Origin of the sequence: Paenibacillus sp. EPM92, assembly GCF_016586185.1 — a bacterium.
Lineage (GTDB): Bacteria > Bacillota > Bacilli > Paenibacillales > NBRC-103111 > Paenibacillus_G > Paenibacillus_G validus.
In genome coordinates this window covers 14532-37668 of sequence record NZ_BCPS01000087.1, presented here as the reverse complement: position 1 = coordinate 37668, position 23137 = coordinate 14532, and the positions used below count along the sequence as shown (strand labels likewise).

Below are 23137 nucleotides of genomic sequence, written 5' to 3'. Positions count from 1 at the left end.
TTCGGTCACTGGTGAAGATGAACAAAAGCGACCAGAGTGCGGATTCTTCAGAAAGACCATGATGACCGCGGAGGAATGGGAGGCCAACGGGGATCTGCGGAGTCCTTCCATAAAGGCAGTACGTAACAAGCTCGCTGAGTTGGTTACAACACCTCAAAAAATACTGAATAGGGGATAAATCATGAAGACATCTATCGATGTAACGAAAATTCTCTCTCAGCTGATAACGAACAGCAGCATGAAACAAGAAGCAGTCGATCAAATTGTGGATCGATTGAACCTTGGGAAAAAGCCCATGACAGCAAAGGATGGGGAGTGAACCCCCTGAAGGTGAATCATCGTATCTCACCGCTTGTTTTACTACATAGTAATTGGCGGCAGATCGTGTTGACGATCTGTTCTTTGTGGTTCAGCTGCTCCACTTGGTGCTCCCCGTGGGTGATGAAGAGGAAATCGCCGATTACGAAACTCACCGGGCCGAATATGGTAGTTACCCAGTATGCGATCATCTTCTTTGTTTCGTTTTTCATTGTCTAATCTCCTATGGAAAAATGGCTTTGGGTTTACTGGAAGTTAAAATCATACAAATAATTGATGCTGCCGACTGGCAGCTTTTTTTGTTCAGCTGCAAAGGGCCTGCTACGAGAGCTTAAGGAAATCAAGTATTGGATGCACCCCTGTTTCGGGGGAGGGCTATGCCTAATATCAGGAAAATATGTAGATTTTAAGGTGTGAAAATTAAAGAATTTTGGGAATTTTCCTATCGGGAGCTAAGCTCTAAAATGAAACATGTAAGCGCTTAACTTCAAGGTAAGACAACTGCCTCGGCGAACATGGGAGTCTACTTAGGTAAGGGAGGAACAAGAATGAACGCTGCTCAACAGAAACACCAGAAAACTGAAACGAAGGAGGTTGCCAACTTCGACGCGGTCGTTGTCGGGGCAGGATTTTCGGGCTTGTATATGGTTTATCGCCTACGTGAGGCAGGTTTCTCCACCCGTGCTTACGAGGCAGGCGATGGGGTTGGAGGTGTTTGGTATTGGAATCGTTATCCCGGAGCGCGCTGCGACATTGAAAGCATCTATTATAACTACACTTTCTCTGATGAGCTTCTTCAGGAATGGACATGGTCTTCCAGATACGCCGAACAGCCTGAAATCCTAAGCTATCTCAACTACGTGGCAGACAAGTTCGACCTGCGTCGGGACATCCAATTCAAGACGCGCATCACTGCTGCTCATTACAACGAGACGACGAATAGATGGCAAATCAACATGGACGATGGCACTAGCGTATCGGCTAAGTACTTCATCACGGGAATAGGTTGTCTTTCTGCCGCCAGTATTCCTGCATTTAAGGGCTTAGATAGCTTCGAGGGTGACTGGTACCACGCCGGACATTGGCCGCACGACAAGGTGGATTTCCAGGGTAAACGGGTCGGTGTCATTGGTACCGGCTGTACGGGCGTTCAGGTCATACCGGCCATTGCACAAGAGGCAGACCGCCTAATGGTCTTTCAGCGGACCCCACAGTATAGCACGCCAGCGCAAAACCATCCGTTGGACCCGGAATTCATACGTCAAACGAAAGACAACTACAGTGCGATTAAACGACAAATACGCGAATCGTTCATGGGCACTCCGTATATGCCCCGTGATCGGTCGGTGCTCGATGATACACCGGAAGAACGCCAGCGGGTATTCGAGGAGGCCTGGGAGCAAGGCGGGCAAGCACTTCCGTTTACCTATAAGGACTTGGTCTTTGACGAAGCAGCCAACGAGACTATCGCCGATTTCGTCCGCTCCAAGATACGGGAGATCGTAGTTGACCCCGCGGTGGCCGAGAAGTTGATGCCAAAGTACTATTTCGCCACCAAACGTCCAGTGATAGACACCAATTATTTCGAGACCTATAACCGCGAGAACGTTACCTTAGTAGATGTAAGGCAAGCGGCTATTCAGGAGATCACGCCCAAGGGGCTGCGAACATCGGATATGGAGTATGAACTGGACATCCTCGTTTTTGCTACCGGCTACGACGCGATGACAGGACCGTTGTTCAAAATCGATATCCGTGGTAGAGACGGGGCGGCGTTAAAGGAAAAATGGGCGGAGGGAGCGCAGACAAGGACGTACCTCGGAATAGCTACCGCTGGTTTCCCGAATTTTTTCATGATTACAGGTCCTGAGAGTCCTTCCGTCGTGACCAACATGCTTGTATCTATTGAGCAGCACGTGGAATGGATTGCGGATTGTATCCAATATATGCGCGAGCATGGTGTGGAGACGATTGAGGCCAAGGCGGAGGCAGAAGAGGGATGGAGCAAGCATTGCAGAGAGGTGGCCGACTCCACGCTCTATACCAAGACCGACTCCTGGTACACGGGTGCGAATATCGCAGATAAGCCGCTTGGATTCCCGATTTATCTGGGGGGTGTTGGACCCTACCGCCAGATATGCAACGAAGTTGCGGATAAGGGTTACGAGGGATTCTCTTTGATATCCTTTTCCATCCACTAAGCATATAATCAGAGATTGGCAAAGGAGGTTATATTATCATGACTTTGGATCCTCAAGCAGCGGCATTCTTGGATTTAATCAAATCGGGTGGCACACCGCCATTGAAGATGATGACACCTGAAGAAAGTCGGGCCTTATTCGCCCAGATGCACACTCTGGGTGGAGAAATTGAAGCGGTTGCCCAGGTGGAAGACCGCCATATTTCTGTTCCCGATGGTCAAATTAAAGTCCGGATTTATAGACCCGAGGGGGAAGGCCCCTTTCCCATTCTCGTCTTTTTTCACGGTGGAGGCTATGTGTTCGGTGATATGGAAACCGTGGATAGACCGTGCCGAAATCTTACCAATGCTGCGCGTTCGGTTGTCGTTTCCGTAGATTACAGGCTCTCTCCCGAATATAAATTTCCGGTACCTGTTGAGGATGGATACGCTGCCCTTGAATGGGTAAGCAATCAGGCATCCACCTTTCAAGGAGATGCTTCCCGAATAGCTGTCGGCGGAGACAGTGCGGGGGGAAACCTGGCAGCCGTTGTTGCAATCCTGGCACAGGAGCGGGGAGGACCTGCAATTGTTTCTCAAGTATTGCTCTATCCGGTGACTGACTTTTCCTGCAATAGCAACTCGTACAAAGAAAATGGCCAAGGATATAATCTAACCGAAGATGACATGCTTTGGTTCCGGAAGCACTATCTGGGATCCGAAGATGACATTCAGAACGTATATGTTTCCCCGTTGCTCGCCAATAGTTTAAGCGGGCTGCCTCCCGCACTAATCCTTACAGCTCAATATGATCCGCTTCGCGATGAGGGAGCTCAATATGCAGCCCGTCTGAAAGATTCCGGGGTTTCCGTGGAATACGAGTGCTATGAAGGAATGATTCACGGATTCTTTTGGTTTGCAGGGATATTGGATCAAGGGAAGCATGCGATTGATCGGGTGGCTAATTATTTGAGAACGGTCTCTGGCAGATGAATACCAGACAGGATTAACAAATATATTTATGGAGATGGCGAAAGGATTGGCCCACAGGTCATCGAACCACAAATTTAATCCATGGAAAAGGGAGGTCTTCCTATGTTAATCAAAGCTGCCGTAACCCATCATAAGGGCTCGGCTTTTAAAATAGAAACGGTGAATCTGTCGGAACCCAAAGAGAATGAAGTCTTAATCAAAGTTGTGGCATCGGGTGTTTGCCACACGGATGCCATAGTCAGAGACCAAATCGCTCCTGTACCGTTGCCGGCTGTTCTAGGGCATGAGGGCTCCGGGATTGTAGAAAAAATTGGATTCAATGTAAGGACTGTGCGTCCAGGGGATCATGTTGTCCTATCTTTTTCTTCCTGCGGCCAATGCGAGGAATGTTTAACTGGGCATCCAACAACGTGCAACGAGTTAAACCCATTGAATTTTGGCGGAAGGATGAGCGATCACACCCACAGGATCTTCTATAAGGAGCAGGAAGTTTCCACTTTTTTCGGACAATCTTCATTTAGCACCTATGTCGTGGCCAACGAGAAAAACCTCGTAAAAGTAGACAAAGATGTAGATCTGGCCCTGCTTGGACCACTAGGCTGCGGAATCCAAACCGGAAGCGGGACGGTATTGAATAAATTAAAGCCTGAATTCGGTTCTACGATTGCCATATATGGATGCGGCGCGGTTGGGCTTAGTGCAGTCATGGCTGCGAAAATTGCCGGATGTTCTAAAATTATAGCCATTGATGTACATGATCATCGTTTAGAGTTAGCCATGGAGCTGGGTGCCACCCATGCATTAAATGGAAAAGAAGTGGTGGACGTGGTAGCACAAATCAAAGAGATGACGAATGGGGGGGCCCACTATGCCATCGAAACGACGGGAGTTCCTGTGGTCGTGCGCCAATCCGTACAAGCGTTAAAAAACAGAGGGACAGTCGCCATTGTCGGGGCAACGGGAGAAGTAACGTTCAATATCCACCAAGATCTGATGGCGGATGGAAAAACAATGGTTGGGGTGGTTGAAGGCGACGCTGTTCCGCAGGTATTTATTCCGAAGTTAATTGAGTATTACAAACGTGGTCAATTCCCGTTCAATAAACTGATTAAGTTTTACAATTTTGATGAGATCAATGAGGCTTTTGAGGATTCGCATACGGGGAAAACGGTTAAGCCGGTCTTGAAAATGTAGGTATTCCGAAGTATTTCTTGCAGAGAATCAAGCTCCAGCGAAGTTGTCTGGAGCTTGATTTTCATTTAGATGGCCTCGCTTTTTACATGTTATTTTATGATTCCCTGCCGTATCGCTTCTGCGACAGCTTGAACCCGATTGTGCGCAGTCATTTTCTTGGTCACGGATTTAACATAATCCTGAACGGTGAATTGACTAATCCCCATAAACTCCGACATCTCTTTCACACTCTCTCCAAAAGACATTCTTTGTAAAACTGCGATCTCACGGTCGCTCAGTTTACTAGGGTTATCAATAGGATTCATAGATCGAATGGCTTTACCTGCCAGCTGCCCGTATAAAGTGAGTGCCTGAAGAAGATCGTCGCCTATCGGTTTTGAGCCTGTATATTGCCCGGGACAAGCATATCCAACTACTGTTGTATTACAAGGAATAGGAACGGCTAAGACAAAAGACTTGTAAAATTCCATTTTCAAATACTTCTCAGGCGAAAGCCGAATTAATTCTGATCCTTCGGCATACACCGCTTGTTGTATTCGAATTGCTTTACGAAGAAGGGGGAGGTTGCGCACATCGTCTCGAATTTTCAAGGGGCTGGTTCCCTGGTCGGTAATTTGCAAAATGCCTTCGATAATCTCGCTTAACGGCGAATAACTGTATAAATGAACACCTGAAAAAGGGAAGAGTTCCGTGAATCCTCTTGCAGTGAGGACGATCTTGTCTTCATGATATGCGGCCGTGTAAATCATCTGGAGATAATCTTTCATCACAGTATCGAGCAACCAATCACTTCCCTTTTGGAAAGTCATTCTCAGATGAACTCAAGCGGTTGAAAAAATTATAAAGCATAAATAAACATTTTACAACCGCTTACATTGTGATATTTATGAAATCTTCAGGCACTAAAAAGGATGGATGTTGAGAAGAAATTGTGGGTAGAGATGAAATAGCGACATTTGGTGAACGGCGGTGGTCTTTACATGATCCTAACAATCCGTTGATACCTAGATAACGCCCGGTTAAATCCGGAGCTGGGGCGAGGCTACAATTATGCAGGTGTCAAGCCGTCTCCGGGGATAGCGCTTCAATCCGCTGAACAGGTCGTGACGGATAACATCCAGGAGAACACGTTATTAAATATCGATTTCAATGCGATTACGCCGGAATTGGTCTCGTATGCCAAGCACCGGGGATTCCCGATCTACGCCTATACGGTTGAGACCAAGAAAGATATGCAGGATTTGATGAAAATGGGACTGCCAGGGACCATTACGGATTACGCCAACTGGATGGAAACACGGTGATGGGAGAAGAGACGGAATCTCCGCAGCAACCGGAACAACCTGAATTGAAGGCTGTCGCAATCAGAGATCTTCCGGCATCCATGTATGCGGGCGATACGGTTTCGCTGGCTGTCTATGCCGATTATAGGAATGGCCCCAGCCTGGACGTTACAGCCTTTGCTGCAGTTACAAGCAGTCATCCGGATACGATAGCTGTGCGGCCGGGCTCCATTGTGGCGTTGGCGGCGGGAACCAGCGTGATCACTGCCGTTTATGGCAACGCCAAGTACGAGGCGGCCATTCAAGTGCTGCCAAACCGTAATAATACCAACACGGATACCGACACCTCAGTCGGTTCAACCCCTTCATCCGTCAATACCGATCCGAAGAAGTATGAACCTTCAGCAGAAGAGCTCAAATCCGCCCAAGGTTCATTCAAGCTTAAGGGCGAACAGCAGCAGCTCGTGCTGCCTGCCAATGTTGATGATTGGCTGGTTTCCAAGTTGCTTGAAGTGCAGGCTTCGGGAATACAGATAACCCTGCCTGCATCGGTGTTGAAAAACGCGGTAAGCCAGTCGAACGGGAATGTGCAGCAAAACGCGCAGACACGAATCCGAGGCTTGCAGGCTTATACCATATTAGTGATAACGGGGACTTGACATTCGTCAGCGGTCGGGTAAAAGACGAATTCGTAGAAGGACAAACGTATCATTTTAGCAAATATGGCGTGCTGGAGTTCGAGAAAACGTTCTCCGACGTTCCGAACGATCACTGGGCTGCGCCGGTCATTAAGCAGTTTGCGGCTAAACATATTGTGGAAGGGACAAGCCAGACTCTCTTTTCCCCGGAGCAGCCGGTCACCCGTGCGGAGTTTACGGCACTTCTGGTACGCCTGCTTGGCTTGAATCCCGAGCCTTCGGCATCATTCCGCGATGTGTCGGCCGACAAGTGGTATGCGTCCCCGATCGCCACAGCCTCCCAGGCGGGCCTCGTCCAAGGGGTAGAGCCGGATTTGTTCGCGCCTGACCGGACCATAACCCGTGAGCAAATGGCGGTCCTTCTGGTACGGGCTTATGAACTTCAGACGAAACGGCGAGCAACGGGCAATGCGATCAGCGCCTTCAGCGACTCTAAAGATATGAGTGCGTGGGCGCAAGAAGGAGTTAATGCGGCTTATCAATTCGACCTAATCTCCGGCCGAAGCGAGGGACTGATGGTACCTCAAGGTCAAGCCAACCGTGCCGAAAGCGTGCAAGCCGTTTACAATTTGATGAACAAGCTTCAACTTTTCCCGTAAACATGATTTAGGATATAGAGGATCTTCCAGCATGTCATTGCCGAGGCCCGCATTAGCTGAATCTCAAGCTAATCGGGCCTCATCTGTTAATTCTCATGATTGACGTTGAGAAATATTATCATTTACAATGAAGATCAATAGAGAATGTAGATGCGATTAGGGCGGGCGAAGGATGAAACGGATATTGCTAATTGAGGATGAGAAGAATCTATCGCGGTTCCTCGAACTGGAGCTGCGCCATGAAGCGTTCGAGATTGCGCTCGCAGCGGACGGCAAGAGCGGTCTTGAACTGGCAATCCGGGAGAGCTGGGATCTTATTCTTCTCGATCTGATGCTCCCGGCAATGGACGGACTTGAGGTATGCAGGCAGATCAGAGCCGCCAAGAAGGTGCCGATCATCATGATCACGGCCAGAGACAGCGTGACGGATCGCGTATCCGGTCTGGATAACGGCGCTGACGATTATATTCCAAAGCCGTTCGCAATCGAGGAACTGCTTGCGCGCATACGTGTCGTATTCCGCAGGCAGGAGGAGGCGGAGGAACAGCAGCGGCAGCTGCTTGCGTTCCATGATCTTGTTCTCGATGTGGATGCCAGAGTTGTAACCAAGGACTCCAGAACGATTGAGCTGACGAAACGGGAATATGCCTTGCTGGAGACGTTCATGAAAAATCTGAACCGCGTGCTGCCGAGGGAGACGCTGCTTGATATGGTGTGGGGCTTCGATACGGTAGTCGATACGAATGTCGTTGACGTCTATGTGCGTTATCTCCGCAACAAGATCGATACCGAAGGAGAAGCCAGCTATATCCAGACGGTTCGTGGCATTGGCTATGTGATGCGCAAATGAAGGCGGAACGTTACCGATTTCCTATATGCTATCACGCTCTACCGATCAAATGGAAGCTGACCCTATGGTCAGCTCTCTTGCTGTTCCTGCTGTTCGGAGCTTATAACATCGTCCAATATGTATTCGTCGAGCGGTGGATGATTAAGGAGGAGCAGGCAAGCACACAGCAGGATATGAGGGAAATACTGAATGTGCTGCTGGAGAAGGAGTTTCGCTTCGAGGAGTCTGAGTACTCGCGCATACGCAGCTATCTGGAGAAGGTGAATCAATCTTCCCAGCTTATCCGCGTGTTCGATGAGAAGGGCTTGCCGATCATTGCGGTATCGGATGATTTTCCGAATGAGTGGATAGCGGACAATGACGCTGTACTGAGGGCTAACGATAACCAATCGTTCAGTCTGGATAACATGCTGGTCATGCGAAGCCCGTTTACGATCTTTGAATTCCATGGCACCGTTGAAATCGTGAAGAGCATGGAAGACTTCGAGAAGCTGATCAACGCTTTCCTGCAAGTGATGCTTCTATGCGGACTGGGGGCGGTCATGGTCAGTGCCTTCGGCGGCAGACTGTTGGCGCGCCAACTGCTGCGGCCGCTTCAGGCGATGAACGAAACGATGCGGCGCGTCAAGCAGAATGGGCTTCAAGAGCGGATCCAGCTTACCGGATCGAAGGACGAGATCCATTCGCTGATGAACCTATTCAACGAAATGATGGACCAGGTCGAGCGCTCCTTCGCACAGCAGCGGCAATTTGTCGAGGACGCGTCGCATGAGCTGCGGACACCGATCGCGATATTGGAGGGTCATCTGGCCATGCTGCGGCGCTGGGGCAAGCAGGACCCGGCCGTTCTTGAGGAGTCGCTGGACATCTCCCTTCACGAGCTGGCCCGCTTGAAGGGGTTGGTGCAAGAGCTGCTTCGTCTGTCGAGGGCGGAGCGGTCTGTCAGCGGCGACGAAGCAAGGGAAGCAGACCCGACGCCGATTCTGTCGCGGCTGATCAAGCATGCAGCCGCCCTGTACCCGTCGTTCCGATTCGAAGCGGAGCTCGAAGACTTGGGGGGCATCAGGCTTGCGATTTCCGAACAGCATCTGGAGCAGATTTTTATTATCCTCATGGACAATGCGGTCAAATATTCAGGCGACAGCCGCACCGTTCGAATCCGTGGAGCGGCTTCTGACGGGCAAGCCACCCTTGCGGTGATCGACTGCGGCATCGGGATTTCGGAGGAAAGCTTGCCTTACGTCTGGGACCGCTTCTACCGCGCGGATAAGTCGCGAAGCGGAGAGCAGGGCGGCTATGGGCTCGGTTTGTCCATTGCCAAGCGGCTGGCCGAGGGCTGCGGCGGAACGATTCAAATAGACAGCCGTCTGAATGAAGGTACAACCGTAACGGTTACGTTTCCTGAGAAGATCAAGTGAGTGCGGCACGAATAGAAAACTTTTTTCGTTTTCACAGCATTTTCTCATTTTCGTTCGTTACAATGAGTTGGTAATGATATTCATTATCACAAATAAACTATCAGAATGAGAGGTCGGACCGAAATGAGAAAGAAATACTTCGTGGGCATGATCGTACTAACGCTAATGATGGCCATAGCGCTGGCAGGCTGCGGCGCTGGAAATACAGGGAATCAAGAAGCGGGCAATGCTCCGGCAAAGGAGGCGCCTGCTAGCACTGAAGCGCCGAAGAAGGAGCAGGTCGTTAATATATTCACGGCACGCCATTACGATATCGACTTCCAAATTTTCGACGAATTCGAGAAGCGGACAGGCATTAAGGTCAATGAGATCAAAGGTACGGCCGAGGAGCTGGTGGAGCGCCTGAAACGGGAAGGCGAGAGTTCCGAGGCGGATTTGTTCATCACCGTTGATGGCGGCGTATTAAACTACGCGAAGCAGAACGGCGTACTTCAGCCCGTCCAGTCCGATGTCGTGAATGCCAACGTACCGGCGAATCTTCGCGATAAGGATAATAACTGGATCGGCTATGCTACCCGCGCACGCGTCATTGTTTATGCCAAGGACCGGGTAACGCCGGATCAGTTGTCCACTTACGAGGATCTGACAAACGAGAAATGGAAGGGCAAAGTGCTCGTGCGCTCGTCTTCCAACCTGTACAATCAATCGCTTCTCGCATCGCTGATCGAGCTGAATGGCGAAGAGCAAGCCGAACAGTGGGCGAAGGGGCTGGTGAACAACCTGGCTCAAAAGCCGGATGGAGGAGACCGCGACCAAGCGAAGGCGATCGCCGCCAAGGTTGGCGACGTGGCCATCATGAATACGTATTATGTTGGACAGATGCTGCATTCGAAGGAAGCGGAGGAGGTCAAGGTAGCCGAGCAGATCGGCGTCTTCTTCCCGAACCAGAACACGACCGGCACGCATCTTAACATTAGCGGCGTCGGACTGACTGCGCATGCGAAGAACAAGGAGAACGCCGTCAAACTGATCGAGTATCTGACAAGCAAGGAGACACAGACGACGCTTGCAGCCGGAAGCTTCGAATTCCCGGTCAATGTCGAAGCCGAGAAGCCGGCGCTGCTGAAGGAGTGGGGCGAATTCAAGGTGCAGCAGCTCGACTTCTCGAAGCTGGGCGAGCATAACAAGAAGGCTATAGAGATCATGAACAAGGTGAACTGGAAATAAATATGATGGCTTCCACCTTGTTGAGGGACTTGAAACGAAAGTTAAATGGATGGGTAATCCTTAGTGGAATTGGGGCCATGGCGGCCCTTCTTCCGTCTTTTTATATTCTGATCGGCCTATTCCGCAAGCCGAATGAGAATTGGCAGCATATCAGGGAGTATATGCTTGTCGATTACGCGCTGGAGTCGCTGCGGCTCGTGGGCGGCACGGTTGCGTTTGCCGTCATGATCGGCGTTGCGCTAGCCTGGCTCGTAGCGGCATACGATTTCCCGCTGCGGCGCTTTTTTGCCTGGACATTCGTACTGCCTCTGGCTATGCCTCCGTATATCGCGGCCTACACGTACGGCTCCATGCTCAGTTATACGGGCAGCGTGCAGACCTTTATGCGCAATAAGCTTGGATGGACCGTCAATCAGAGTTACTTCGATATCATGTCCATGAAGGGCGCTATTTTTATTTTCACCCTGTTCTTGTTCCCGTACATCTATCTGATTACGAAGTCGTTCCTCGAGAAGCAGAGCGCCGCCTTCATTGACAATGCAAGACTGCTGGGGAAGGGGCCCGTCTATATCTTCCTTCGAGTGGTGCTGCCGCTGTCGCAAGGGGCGATCGTCGGGGGGGCAAGCCTGGTTGCCTTCGAGGTGCTGAACGATTACGGCGTGTCCAAGCACTTCGGCATTCAATCATTCTCAACCGCCATTTTCAAGACTTGGTTCGGCATGAGCGACATCGATTCGGCGCTGCGTTTGTCCGCCTTGCTCATGATGGTCATCATAGGGCTGTTCGTCATCGAACGCCTGCTACGCGGACGGAAGAAATACCATTCGACCGTCAGCCGTTCGACCCCGCTGCGCCGGAGGAAGCTGCGCGGCATTCAGGCTGCCGCAGCCGTCGTCTTCAGTACGATCGTGCTTTCATTGTCATTCATCATTCCGGTACTCCAGATGATCGTCTGGGCCGGGTGGACGTACCATGACGTGCTGGACATGAGGTTCGCAGGCATGCTGAATAATTCGCTCGTCCTATCAGGTGTCTCGATCGCGCTTATTATGCTTCTGGCCGTCATCGTGGCGAATGTGAACCGCTACGGGCGAACCTTCTTCTCAAGGATGATGAGCCGTGTAATTGCGATGGGTTATTCCATCCCGGGAGCAGTCCTGTCCATCGGCGTGCTCGCCGTATTCCTGTCGCTTGACCGGCAGCTTGCCGGCGTCTATGAGCAGCTAGGCCTGGGAGCGGGCAAGCTCGTGCTGAGCATGTCGCTTGTTATGCTTGTATTTGCGTATACCGTTCGTTTTCTGGCGGTGGGTTATAATGCGGTAGAGGCTGGTTTTGACAAAATCGGCAATCGATACAGCGAGGCGTCGCGCATGCTCGGTCTCGGAATGACGCGCACGTTCTTCAAGGTAGACCTGCCGATGATACGCGGATCGGTGTTGGCCGGGCTAGTGCTTGTGTTCATGGAGATCGTGAAGGAGCTTCCGCTGACGCTGCTGCTCAGGCCATTCAACTTCGATACGCTGGCGACCAAGGCCTATCAATATGCGAGCGATGAGCAGATCCATCAGGCATCCGTGCCTTCGCTCATGATTATCGCGGTCGGGATTTTGTCCGTCGTATTCTATCATTGGTTAGGGGAGAGGAATGCGAGATGAGCTTCATAGAGCTTCAGGATATATCGTATCATTATTCGAAGGCCGGCGGGAGCGTGCTGAGCGGCTTTTCGCTTCAATTAAAGCAAGGGGAGATTGTGGGAATATTGGGACAGAGCGGCTGCGGCAAGAGCACGCTGCTTCGGTTGATCGCCGGCCTTGAGCAGCCGAGCTCGGGGCATATCACCATTAACGGCGTGACAATGGTTTCTCCGAATGTATTCGTGCAGCCGGAGGCGCGCGGCGTCGGCATGGTGTTCCAGGATTATGCCTTGTTCCCGCACCTGACGGTCGCGCAGAACATCCTGTTCGGCCTGCATCGGCTGCCGAGCTCGGAGCGTGCGGCGCGATTGGCCGATATGCTGGAGCTTGTCCAGCTGAGCGGCTTCGCCAAGCGGTATCCGCATGAGCTGAGCGGCGGCCAGCAGCAGCGCGTCGCTTTCGCGAGGGCACTCGCGCCGCGGCCGCAGCTGCTGCTCATGGATGAGCCATTCAGCAGCCTGGATGCGGATCTGAAGAGCCAGATCCGAGGGGAGCTGCAAGCGCTGCTCCGGGCGGCAGGCATTACCTCGATCCTTGTCACCCATGACCGGGAAGATGCCGATGCGATCTGCGATCGGATTGTCGAGATGGAAGCCAGACAGCTGGTGTTCCAATAAACGTAAGGGGGCTTTCCCATAAGGTCATAAATAGACCTTCCGGGAAAGGCCCTCTTTTTTATGATGCGGTGAGAAGGCATACCAAGCGGCCAATATCCGGCAGACTCGAACTAACGTGGGGACAGGAGCATATGTTGTAGTGCTTTTCCATATAGATGAAGGGGCACACGGTCTTGACTAATATAATAAAAGATAGCTAAACCATTTTCTAACGAAAGAATAGTCCATGCCATTTCATTCGTAGATAGAGTAGAATCATGATTCTCTTTCGACATCAATTTCTCAATGGCCTTGGAAATTTGTTCTACCGATTCCGTTATCATGGTAGACCATTTATGGCGTACCGATTCTTCACGCATCGCATAAAGAAGAAATTCCATGTTCAGCATGCTCCATGTTCGATTTTCCTGCCTAACGGAAAGGAAATATTCATCCATTGTTTCGATAAAATGTGAAAGTGAATGCTGTTGGTCTATGACTTGATGGATGTTCTCCACATGTAATAGCATTTGTTGTTCCAATATGGCTAGAAAGAGATCTTCTTTGGAATTAAAATGAGCATAAACCGCCCCTTTGCTAAATCCGGCATATTCTGCAATTTTATCAACAGAAGCTCCGTGAAAGCCTAATTGAGCAAAGGTCTCAACAGCTGATTCTAAAAGTAATTGCCGTGTTTCCTTTTTTCGCTCCTCTTGGGTTAATCTTCGTCTGGCCATTCTTCTTCCCCCCCTCTCGCTTGACAATCATACCATGCAGCATTAACATACCATATAGTATATAAATTCCGAAAGGTATGCAAATTATCATTTATCATTATGCTGGAAGTAACCATCAACAATGTCATTCTGGATTGACGTACGATCATTATAGATAATCCAGTAAAAGGGGAAGAGGGTCATCATGAGAAGGGAAGAAAGCCTTACTACGCAGAAACAGTCTTTGTCAAAAATTTTGGCACAAACGATTAAAACAGGAATTATTAAATCAAACCTGATTCCGATGTTTGCCGGATTAACCTTGGCATTATATACCTATCAAATCAGTCCTATTGAGAAATTTCCGGAAATGTTATTTGCTTTGATTGGTTCGATTTTAGTCATGGGTGCAGCCGGAGCTTTTAATAACCTATATGACCGAGATATAGATTCTATTATGGAGAGAACTAAAAACAGACCGACTGTAACAGGAGAAATAAAGCCTAAAGCGGTATTAGGGCTTGGTATCTTCATGTCTATTCTCGGCATAGCAACTCTTGCATTAACAACTCCCCTGGCAGCATTCCTAGGGTTTCTGGGTTTGTTTTTTTATATGGTCCCCTATACGATGTGGAGTAAAAGAAGAACCATTTATAATACGGAGATTGGAAGTATTTCTGGAGCAATGCCGCCTCTTATAGGATGGGCTGCTATTTATCCGGACATAACACATCCAGCCATTCTTGGTCTGTTTGCGATTACAGTTATTTGGCAAATGCCGCATTTCTATGCTATAGCTATCCGGAAGCACGATGAGTATAAGGCTGCGAAGGTTCCTATGCTTCCAGTAGTCAAAGGTGTTAAAAGAACCTATATACAAACTAATATTTATTTAATTGTTTTAATTGCAATAAGTTTTCTTTTTGGGTCTTTAAGCCTTGGTCTTATGTTAGTCGCGCTTCTTTTAAGTGTTCTATGGCTTATTTTAAGTATTTTCGGTTATAAAAAGATGGATTCAGAGAAATGGGCAAAATCAATGTTTGTTTATTCCCTGCTTCATATGACGATCTTATTTTCAACTGTAATTATCTATTCTCTGATGGGAATTTTTTTAAATTTATGACTCTCTGTTACATCTCACTGTTGTTTTGACAACTAACGTGCAGGATAATTGGTTATAAAATCCGAATACTTAACTTTGTTATGTTCTTATGGGCGTCAGGAGGGCTGGATTTATGCAAAGTTATGGTAATCTAAAAAGCGTATCGTTTGGCACCCGAATCATTTCTTTTTTGTGGGATTATATTATTATATTAGGTTACATCATCCTGTTGATCGGAGTATTTTATATTGCAAAACCTATACTGATTCCACTGTTTACAGCAAGTGCTTTGTCCGCGGAGATCACTGGTTTTTTATTAATTACGCTTCCTGTTTATCTTTATTTTGCTTTATGTGAGGGGTCGAAATCGCACGCGACATGGGGAAAGCAAAGAATGGGGATCGTGGTGGTTGACGTGCACGGTCAACCATGCGGTCTTGGCCGCTCTCTTTTCCGTTCTGCCCTTAAATTCATCCCTTGGGAGCTGTCCCATTTCACCATATGGCACATGGTCATTCCGTCAGGGTATCCCGATTATATAATTTATATTTTATTGGCCACGGTCTACGGATGGGTATTCATTTACTTGCTATGCGCCTTTATCAGCAAAAATAAACAAACTCTTTATGATTTTATTGCGGGAACCGTTGTAAGATATAAGGATTAAGCGTTCATTGAGCTCCATCCTTAGAAGGAGTTAAACCACCTTTTTAATGGGTGGTTTTTCTTATATCCGAAAATCTACAATCAAGTTGAACAGAGCCAAATTTATAAAAATTAAAACAATGACGATTGATTAAGTTTTTATATATTGCAAGAAACTCCTTCTCTCGCAACTCGTTTCGACAAACATCTCATTCCATATATGTTAATTTAAACCTAATGCGGATATCTAAGAAAGGGTGGGTGCTTTCATTTCCTTCAGCAAACCGATTTCCATTCGGACTATTTTGCTGTCCGTCTTTCTTCTGCTCATGATTTTTCCTCTGGTGGTCATCACGTATATTACCTACAAGAAGGAAAATGAAATCTTTCAAAAGCAGATGAGCCAATATTTGCTGCAAACCGTTGAACAGACTCATCGGGCTCTGGACGCCAATCTATCAGAAATCGACCGGCTCACATGGACTTTACTATATGAGCAGTCGCTTGATTTTTTAAAGGGTCCGTTAGATTCTCCATACCGGTTGTTTGATGCCAATCAAAGGTTTAAAGAATTGGTTTATTCCAACTTGTTTCGCGGCAGGCTGGAGTACATACGCGCCATCTCTTTTATCACTTCGGATCGTACGGTTCTATCGACGGAGAATTCATTTTATGCCTACGAGCAGGTCGATCATGCGAACTATCAATTTGTCATCGATCAGGTAGAGGACAAGTCCTTAAAAATGAACTGGTTCAGTGAAAAGAGGGCGATATATAGCCCGAAGGACGGCTTCCAAACCCCGGTTCGCGCTTCCGTGACGGCAGCAAGGCGCCTTATTGACAGCAATACGGGGGTGCTTCGCGGGTATCTGTTTGTTCAATTTAACGATTCGTTTATCAGTGAGTATCTCCGTAAGGTTCAAATCGGCTCAACAGGATCATTGTTGGTTTCGGACGCAGCGGGAGATGTTATTTACCAGCAGGATCCCCAGTTGTTTCAGAACAATAAAATAAATGAAGCGATAAGGTCTTTGCCTCTCCAGGGACAAGGGCTGAGGATTGTTGACGGGAAATGGCTGCTTGCCTCCGACATCTCGAAACTCAGCGGATGGAAAATGACGGCAGTTGTTCCTTTAGGAGAATTGATTGGTCCGAATCAAAAAATATTGCAATATCTGCTGATCATTGCCGCTTGCGGAGCCGTTGTCTCCGTCATCGTCTCGATCCTGCTGGCTACCGCGATTTCCAAGCCGGTCATTAATTTGGCCCGCTTAATGTCCATTGCTTCGAAAGACAGTCTTCATGTGCGGGAAACTCAAGGTTCGATTCAGGAAATCAGTATTTTACAATTCAACTTCAATCGTATGATGGACCGGATTCAGGATCTGATTCGGGAGAACGAAAGGCAGCAGAAAGAAAAGCGGGAGGCGCTGCTGCAGGCGCTGCAAATGCAGATTCATCCGCATTTTTTATATAATACGCTCGACATGATTTACTGGATGGCCAAGAAACATAAAGCGGAATCCATAAGCAAGCTGGTAACGGCTTTGGGCAGGTTTTTCCGGTTCACCTTATCTGCGGGACAGGAATGGACAACACTGAGAAAAGAGGTGGAGCATATCGAGAACTATTTGCAAATTCAATCTTTTCGCTACAGGGATAAGCTGCAATATGAGATTCATCTGGAGCCCTCTGTTTCAGAAGTACGTGTAATGCCGCTTATTCTTCAGCCTTTAATTGAAAACGCTTTAGAACATGGTGTATCTAAAAATCCGGCGGGCGGTAAAGTGACGATAAGTGCCCGAAAAATGGAAAACCGGGTTTGTATCTTAATATCCAACACGGGTTCGCCTATCGATCTGGAACATGTGAACCGTTTACTGCAGGACGCTTCCCCAAGCGTGCATGTCGGTCTTCGAAATGTCCAGCAAAGAATCCAGTTGGCATTCGGTCAGAGGTACGGCATACAGCTAACGGAAAGCGAGCAACTCGAAACGCTGGTCAAGATAACCATACCTTATGGTTTGTCTCCGTCAAACCCGTTATTTGAGGAGGCATAGCTTTGAAGCGCTTTAAATACAATGGACTGATGTTTATTGCGTTCGTGCTCCTTCTGATTTGGGCACTGAGCAGTTTGGTTTTGCTGGATCAAGTAACCATCGAGACGGTGAAAGTTCCACCAGAAACCAAAAAAATCAGGGTGCTTATTCGTACGGGGACGGAATCTGCGGCGATGCGTCAGATTTCGCAGGCTTTTGAAGCGGAGACGGGTATCCAGGTGGAATATATTGAATTGGGCAGAGATGTGTATTTTACATCGGTTGGTACGCAGCTGCTGGCGGGTACAGACTCGTTTGACATCGTCTCCGTACCGAACACGTCCATTGCCCAATTTGCCTCCGCCCATGCGATTCTTCCACTGGATTCCTTTATCAGGAATCCCCATTTGACGGATTTGCCGTCGTTCGATGTCGATGATTTTCTTTCCGTCTACCGTTACCAGGGAGCGACTTATGCGCTGCCGACGGACATTAGCACCCATTTTCTTTATTATCGCAGTGATTTAATTTCAAGCGTTCCTGAAACCTGGGATGATTTGTTCAAGGAGGCCCGGAAATATACCAAAAGCCATAACCCGGAATCCCCTACGACATGGGGGTTAGCGATGCCTGCCGTTGTACCGGAGGAACGCTCCAAAATATTCGCCTCTCTATTATGGTCGTTTGGCGGAGATATTTTGAAGGAGAACGACGGGGAGGTACTGCTGGATCAACAGGAGTCCATTCAAGCCGGTGAATACCTTGAACAACTGGTGAAAGAGAAGCTCGTGCCGCAGGATATGCTGAGCTGGGATTTTTCCAGAACGCGCGATGCCTTGATTTCAGGGGAAGTGGCCATGGCGGCGCCGTATTGGAATTCCGCATATCCGATGATCAAGCAAGCCGCTAGTCCTTATACAGATTCGATTCAAATCTCTTTAATTCCCGGCACCAAGGACCAGAACGGTAATCTCCGCCGTATCCCGTTTCAGCATGGTTGGACGCTCGCGATCAATGCCAGTTCCACGAATCCGTTGGATGCATGGAAGTTTCTCGAGTTTGCGACCGGTAAACGCGGAGGGATGATCTATGCTCAGCGAGGGGGGATTCCAGCCAGACGTTCCATTTTGAGTGATCCGTCCTTTAAAGTGTCGCGACCCGATTTTTCATTAATTCTGGAGAGCATCGATATTGCGAAAGCAGAACCTTCAATTACTTATTATCCGGCTATGGTTGATATCGAAGATAAGGCGCTGGCCAAAATCGTTACCTTATATGCCAACCCGAGAGAAACCTTTATGGAGGCGGCGCATGAACTTCGTCAGCTTTCCGGGCATATCAAAAAGAATCTGAATAGGACGGAGGAAAATCGATGAGCGCTGCTGCATGCCGGGCTGTTATTATCGATGACGAAGCCTGGATTCGGGAAGGGTTAAGCGAACATATCCATTGGGAGCTTCTCGGTATTGATCTGGTGCAAGTATTTCAGGACGGCTTTGAGGCTGTGAATTATATCGAAGGCCATCCTGTCGACATCCTTGTGTCGGATATACGCATGCCCAATATGACCGGCCTGGAGCTCGTCGCAAGATTACGCCTATTGGAAGATAACCATCGCTTGCCATCGAAAATTCAAGTTATTTTCCTGACCGGCCATGGCGATTTTAAATACGCCCAGGAAGCGATCCGTCTCGGCGCTATGGATTATCTGCTTAAGCCCACGGATGTCGAAGAGATCGAAGCAGTCTTACAGAAAGCCAAGCAGCTGTGCGGCAAAGAAGAGAAGCCTGCCAAGCGGCAGCCCGCACAACCAAAGGCGCCGGAGGAGCCCGTTTCGTACCTGATTAAAAAGGCTCTTCAGATGATGAGCTCAAGATTCACGGAAGATCTCCATCTCACCCAAATTGCTGAAGAGTTGTTTGTCACGTCCAATTATTTAAGCCGGTTATTCCGTCAGGAAACAGGAAAATCGTTCAGCGACTATTTATCGCATATGAGAATTGAAAAAGCCTGTGAGCTGCTAAGCTGTACCAATCTCAAAATTTACCAGGTTGGCGAGGCGGTGGGCTATCCCAATCCCCGATATTTCAGCGAATGGTTTCAAAAGCAGACGGGGATGTCGCCGGGCGACTATCGCGCACGTCATGCATAAAGGAGGGGAATGTCAAATTTTGTGCAAGAAAACAGAATAAAAGATAGATTTACCTCATTCAAAGAGGTTCTCCAATTGAGTAAGATTATTTTGTAAAGCGCTTTCATAAAAAGCAATCTTGAAAGGGGTAGTAACTGTGAAACGAAAATTGTCTCTTACGCTTTCGGCTGTAACCCTGGCGGGCACGCTCTTAACGGCTTGCGGCGCAGACACTGACGCCAACACGACTGAGGTAAAAGAAAGCCCGGCTCCGTCAGCGGGGGCAAATACGCCCGCCCCAAAGGCGAATGCGGAAAAAAAACAGGTTGAAATCTTCAGCTGGTGGACGGGAGCAGGTGAAGAAGCGGGACTTCAAGGACTTATAAAGCTGTTTAAAGAAAAGCACCCGGATATCGAGGTCATTAACGCCGCGGTAGCGGGCGGAGCAGGAACAAATGCGAAGGCCGTTCTGGCAAGCCGTATGCAGGGCGGAGATCCTCCATCTTCATTCCAGGTGCATGGCGGTGCGGAGCTGAACACCGGATGGGTTGCCGCGGATAAAGTAAGTCCTTTGAACGATCTGTATGATAGCGAAGGCTGGAAGGCCAAGTTTCCGAAGGACCTGATCGACATGGTCAGCAAGGACGGCAATATTTATTCGGTTCCGGTCAATATTCACCGTGGAAATGTGATATTCTACAACAAGAAAATTTTTGACGATAACGGACTGAAAGCACCAACAACATTTGATGAGTTTTTCAAGGTGGCGGATGCGTTAAAAGCAAAAGGGATTACTCCGCTTGCGCTCGGCGACAAAGAGCCTTGGACGGCAACGATGCTGTTTGAGAATGTACTGCTCGGCGAGTTCGGTCCTGACGATTACAAGAAACTGTGGACCGGCGAAATTCCTTTTGACGATGCACGGGTGAAAAAATCGCTGGAAACCTTTAAAAAGATGCTGACTTACATCAATAAAGATCATGCTGCCCGTAACTGGCAGGATGCCGCCCAACTGGTCGCCAAAGGGGAAGCAGCCATGAACAACATGGGGGACTGGGCCAAAGGGTATTTTACAACGGATCTGAAATTAAAAGCTAATGAAGATTTCGGGTGGGTCGCATCGCCGAATTCAGACGGCAGCTTTATGGTCATAACGGATACTTTTGCACTGCCTAAAGCTTCCAAAGATCAAGCAACTGCCAAAGAATTCTTAAAGGTTCTCGGTTCTGTAGAAGGTCAGGATGTATTCAATCCGTTGAAGGGATCGATTCCGGCTCGTATTGATGCAGATGCATCCAAATACGACATTTATGGTAAAACGACGATTGAAGACTTTAAGAAGAGCAAGCTGACCCCAAGTATGGCACACGGCTCCGCTGCACCGGAAGGCTTTACGACCCAAGCTAATCAAGCCATCAATATTTTCGTAACGCAGGGCGACGTCGAGCAGGCGGCGAAAGCGCTCAAACAGGCACAGGATGCTAACGGTATGAAGAAGTAGGGAAAAATCGACGGGGCCAGATGGCAGACCAGACATCTGGCCCTTTGTCTTGGAGTGTGATCAGATGAACGCTACCCGTTCAACCAGACCATTGAATACCAAACAACCCGTTCCCGCGTCAGGCCGGCGAAGCGTCTGGAAGTCGGAGAAGCTCGTGCCCATCCTCATGCTTCTGCCTTCATTAGCGGCGATCGCCATTTTTGTTTATGGATTTATTGCGTGGACAGGTTTTGTCTCATTCACGGAATGGAACACATTAGTCAAAAATTTTGCTTTTGCGGGCTTTAGCAATTATCAATTCCTGTTTCAGGATTTTCGTTTTCAGTCGGATTTAAGAAACACACTGACATTTACGATTCTTTTCATTGCGGGCGGGATGCTCATCGGACTGTTTCTGGCGATTATGGTTGACCGGAAAATTCGCGGCGAAGCTTTTTTTCGCAATGTGTTTGTGTTTCCGATGGCGCTTTCGTTTGTCGTGACCGGGGTAGTGTGGCAGTGGATTCTAAACCCGACGACAGGAATCAATTTACTTCTCAAGTCACTAGGGATGACGAATGTCCCGTCTTGGTTTGTAAGTACGGAGATTGTTCCCAAAATTCATCTGGGGCAGATTGATTTCGGACTGCCGCTAGCGATTATTGCTGTAGCGATCGCTGCGATCTGGCAAATGTCCGGTTTTGCGATGGCCATGTATCTGGCCGGGTTACGGGGAATCTCTGAAGACCTGCGGGAAGCGGCACGGGTGGATGGAGCGACGGAATGGCAGGTGCTGTTGAAGGTCATATTGCCGCAATTGAAGCCCATTACGATGAGCTTGATTATTATTTTAGCGCATATTTCGTTGAAAATTTTCGATTTGGTCTATGCGATGACAGGACCAGGCGCCATGTTTGTGACGGATGTTCCCGGTGTCTATATGTTTGAAACGACCTTCCGCGGCAATCATTATGCCCAAGGTGCGGGTATCGCCATGATTATGCTGCTTCTTGTCTCCTTACTTATTGTTCCTTACTTGATTTTCAACATGCGCAAGGGGGAAGAGTAACATGTCGCTGGAGCGCTTCAACCGTTCGCTGTTGTATGGGGTACTGATCGTACTTGCGATCTTATATCTGGTTCCGATTTATGTCATGCTGATCACCAGTGTGAAGGGCTTGCAAGAAATTACGTTAGATCAAATGTGGGCGCTGCCGAAGCATTTTAACTTGGGCGGTTATCAGGAGGCTTTTAAGAAGCTGATCCCCAATTTGACGAACAGCTTCTTGCTTGCCATCCCGGCTACGCTGCTATCGGCCCTGCTCGGATCGCTCAATGGGTATATTTTATCCAAATGGAAGTTTAAAGGCGCGGACGTCCTGTTTACGCTGATGCTGTTCGGGATGTTCATTCCGTACCAAAGCATACTTATTCCATTGATACAATTTTTGCAAATGATCAAGCTGTACAATTCGATTCCCGGATTAATACTCGTTCATGTTGTGTACGGCCTGCCTATTTGTACCTTGATGTTCCGCAATTTTTATGTCGGCGTTCCCAATGAAGTGCTTGAATCGGCCAAAATCGATGGAAACGGCTTCTTCGGTATTTATCGGTATATGATGATTCCCTTATCGTTAACCGGATTTGTGGTCGTAGGTATTTGGCAGTTCACCAGCGTCTGGAACGAATTCTTGTTTGCCGTTACGCTCACGACACAGAAGCAGCAGCCCATCATGGTCGCCCTTCAAAACCTGTCCGGAAGTCAGATTGTGCAGTGGAACGTGCAGATGGCCGGAGCTATTTTGGCCGCACTCCCTACACTGCTGGTTTATATGTTCCTGAGCCGGTATTTTATCAGGGGGCTGCTTGCAGGTTCAATCAAGGGATAAAGGTTATCCGTAAGTTGAAAAAAATGGCCAGGGTTGTCCCGCAAGTCATCATTCATGACAAGGGACAACCCTTTCGTTTTCAA

General features: G+C 48.5%; 23 protein-coding genes. 20 read left to right on the top strand and 3 right to left on the bottom strand.

Going from position 1 to position 23137, the window contains the following annotated elements; translation table 11 throughout:
• The first annotated feature begins 181 nt into the window (after positions 1 to 181).
• Entirely contained in the window at positions 182 to 319 is a 138-nt protein-coding gene (locus JMF85_RS22485) for a hypothetical protein (protein WP_155615124.1), read from the top strand.
• 16 nt (positions 320 to 335) lie between these two features.
• Here the strand turns inward: JMF85_RS22485 and JMF85_RS22480 are convergent, their stop codons facing one another.
• On the bottom strand, positions 336 to 530 hold the full coding sequence (locus tag JMF85_RS22480) for a hypothetical protein (protein WP_054796608.1): 195 nt from the start codon (positions 528 to 530) through the stop codon (positions 336 to 338).
• Positions 531 to 866: 336 nt separating this feature from the next.
• Here JMF85_RS22480 and JMF85_RS22475 point away from each other — a divergent pair, with 336 nt between their 5' ends.
• The 3 genes from JMF85_RS22475 to JMF85_RS22465 all read left to right on the top strand — a co-directional run bounded on the left by JMF85_RS22475 (position 867) and on the right by JMF85_RS22465 (position 4684).
• Complete coding sequence (locus tag JMF85_RS22475) at positions 867 to 2519, top strand: flavin-containing monooxygenase (protein WP_201318944.1); 1653 nt, start codon at positions 867 to 869, stop codon at positions 2517 to 2519.
• Between the two features lie 38 nt (positions 2520 to 2557).
• Positions 2558 to 3490: an alpha/beta hydrolase gene (locus JMF85_RS22470; protein WP_201318943.1), complete on the top strand. Its 933-nt coding sequence runs from the start codon at positions 2558 to 2560 to the stop codon at positions 3488 to 3490.
• 102 nt (positions 3491 to 3592) lie between these two features.
• Positions 3593 to 4684: an NAD(P)-dependent alcohol dehydrogenase gene (locus JMF85_RS22465; protein ID WP_201318942.1), complete on the top strand. Its 1092-nt coding sequence runs from the start codon at positions 3593 to 3595 to the stop codon at positions 4682 to 4684.
• A gap of 89 nt (positions 4685 to 4773) precedes the next feature.
• On the opposite strand, the gene JMF85_RS22460 is transcribed toward JMF85_RS22465, so the two are convergent.
• Positions 4774 to 5466: a helix-turn-helix transcriptional regulator gene (locus tag JMF85_RS22460; RefSeq protein WP_164751850.1), complete on the bottom strand. Its 693-nt coding sequence runs from the start codon at positions 5464 to 5466 to the stop codon at positions 4774 to 4776.
• 321 nt (positions 5467 to 5787) lie between these two features.
• Between JMF85_RS22460 and JMF85_RS22455 the strand changes: the two genes are divergently transcribed.
• The 8 genes from JMF85_RS22455 to JMF85_RS22420 all read left to right on the top strand — a co-directional run bounded on the left by JMF85_RS22455 (position 5788) and on the right by JMF85_RS22420 (position 13070).
• Complete coding sequence (locus tag JMF85_RS22455; RefSeq protein ID WP_201318941.1) at positions 5788 to 5988, top strand: glycerophosphodiester phosphodiesterase family protein; 201 nt, start codon at positions 5788 to 5790, stop codon at positions 5986 to 5988.
• Positions 5988 to 6626: a hypothetical protein gene (locus JMF85_RS22450; RefSeq protein WP_201318940.1), complete on the top strand. Its 639-nt coding sequence runs from the start codon at positions 5988 to 5990 to the stop codon at positions 6624 to 6626. Before JMF85_RS22455 ends, JMF85_RS22450 begins: the two co-directional genes overlap by 1 nt.
• The gene (locus JMF85_RS22445; RefSeq protein ID WP_054796611.1) at positions 6623 to 7264 is read left to right on the top strand and encodes an S-layer homology domain-containing protein; all 642 of its coding nucleotides are present in this window, start codon (positions 6623 to 6625) and stop codon (positions 7262 to 7264) included. The genes JMF85_RS22450 and JMF85_RS22445 overlap by 4 nt, the downstream gene beginning before the upstream one ends.
• A gap of 172 nt (positions 7265 to 7436) precedes the next feature.
• The gene (locus JMF85_RS22440; RefSeq protein WP_155615131.1) at positions 7437 to 8114 is read left to right on the top strand and encodes a response regulator transcription factor; all 678 of its coding nucleotides are present in this window, start codon (positions 7437 to 7439) and stop codon (positions 8112 to 8114) included.
• Entirely contained in the window at positions 8111 to 9532 is a 1422-nt protein-coding gene (locus JMF85_RS22435; protein ID WP_201318939.1) for a sensor histidine kinase, read from the top strand. Before JMF85_RS22440 ends, JMF85_RS22435 begins: the two co-directional genes overlap by 4 nt.
• A gap of 123 nt (positions 9533 to 9655) precedes the next feature.
• The gene (locus JMF85_RS22430; RefSeq protein ID WP_054796612.1) at positions 9656 to 10759 is read left to right on the top strand and encodes a Fe(3+) ABC transporter substrate-binding protein; all 1104 of its coding nucleotides are present in this window, start codon (positions 9656 to 9658) and stop codon (positions 10757 to 10759) included.
• A 2-nt stretch (positions 10760 to 10761) separates the two neighbouring features.
• The gene (locus JMF85_RS22425; protein WP_141335531.1) at positions 10762 to 12414 is read left to right on the top strand and encodes an ABC transporter permease; all 1653 of its coding nucleotides are present in this window, start codon (positions 10762 to 10764) and stop codon (positions 12412 to 12414) included.
• Positions 12411 to 13070 (top strand): ABC transporter ATP-binding protein, encoded by a 660-nt coding sequence (locus JMF85_RS22420; protein WP_054796613.1) that lies wholly within the window; start codon positions 12411 to 12413, stop codon positions 13068 to 13070. Before JMF85_RS22425 ends, JMF85_RS22420 begins: the two co-directional genes overlap by 4 nt.
• A gap of 110 nt (positions 13071 to 13180) precedes the next feature.
• Here JMF85_RS22420 and JMF85_RS22415 read toward each other — a convergent pair whose 3' ends face one another.
• Positions 13181 to 13786, bottom strand: coding sequence for a TetR/AcrR family transcriptional regulator (locus JMF85_RS22415; RefSeq protein WP_201318938.1), 606 nt, complete (start codon positions 13784 to 13786; stop codon positions 13181 to 13183).
• Positions 13787 to 13970: 184 nt separating this feature from the next.
• On the opposite strand from JMF85_RS22415, the gene cyoE reads away from it, so the two are divergent.
• The 8 genes from cyoE to JMF85_RS22375 all read left to right on the top strand — a co-directional run bounded on the left by cyoE (position 13971) and on the right by JMF85_RS22375 (position 23054).
• Positions 13971 to 14888, top strand: coding sequence for a heme o synthase (gene cyoE / locus JMF85_RS22410; protein WP_141335534.1), 918 nt, complete (start codon positions 13971 to 13973; stop codon positions 14886 to 14888).
• A gap of 112 nt (positions 14889 to 15000) precedes the next feature.
• Positions 15001 to 15534, top strand: coding sequence for an RDD family protein (locus tag JMF85_RS22405; RefSeq protein WP_141335535.1), 534 nt, complete (start codon positions 15001 to 15003; stop codon positions 15532 to 15534).
• A gap of 235 nt (positions 15535 to 15769) precedes the next feature.
• Complete coding sequence (locus JMF85_RS22400) at positions 15770 to 17572, top strand: cache domain-containing sensor histidine kinase (protein WP_127608354.1); 1803 nt, start codon at positions 15770 to 15772, stop codon at positions 17570 to 17572.
• A gap of 2 nt (positions 17573 to 17574) precedes the next feature.
• Positions 17575 to 18927: an ABC transporter substrate-binding protein gene (locus JMF85_RS22395; protein ID WP_201318937.1), complete on the top strand. Its 1353-nt coding sequence runs from the start codon at positions 17575 to 17577 to the stop codon at positions 18925 to 18927.
• The gene (locus JMF85_RS22390; RefSeq protein ID WP_127608356.1) at positions 18924 to 19703 is read left to right on the top strand and encodes a response regulator transcription factor; all 780 of its coding nucleotides are present in this window, start codon (positions 18924 to 18926) and stop codon (positions 19701 to 19703) included. Before JMF85_RS22395 ends, JMF85_RS22390 begins: the two co-directional genes overlap by 4 nt.
• 136 nt (positions 19704 to 19839) lie before the next feature.
• Entirely contained in the window at positions 19840 to 21183 is a 1344-nt protein-coding gene (locus JMF85_RS22385; protein ID WP_141335538.1) for an ABC transporter substrate-binding protein, read from the top strand.
• Positions 21184 to 21247: 64 nt separating this feature from the next.
• The gene (locus JMF85_RS22380) at positions 21248 to 22231 is read left to right on the top strand and encodes a carbohydrate ABC transporter permease (RefSeq protein ID WP_127608358.1); all 984 of its coding nucleotides are present in this window, start codon (positions 21248 to 21250) and stop codon (positions 22229 to 22231) included.
• 1 nt (position 22232) lies between these two features.
• Entirely contained in the window at positions 22233 to 23054 is an 822-nt protein-coding gene (locus JMF85_RS22375) for a carbohydrate ABC transporter permease (protein WP_054799339.1), read from the top strand.
• The last annotated feature ends 83 nt before the right edge of the window (positions 23055 to 23137 follow it).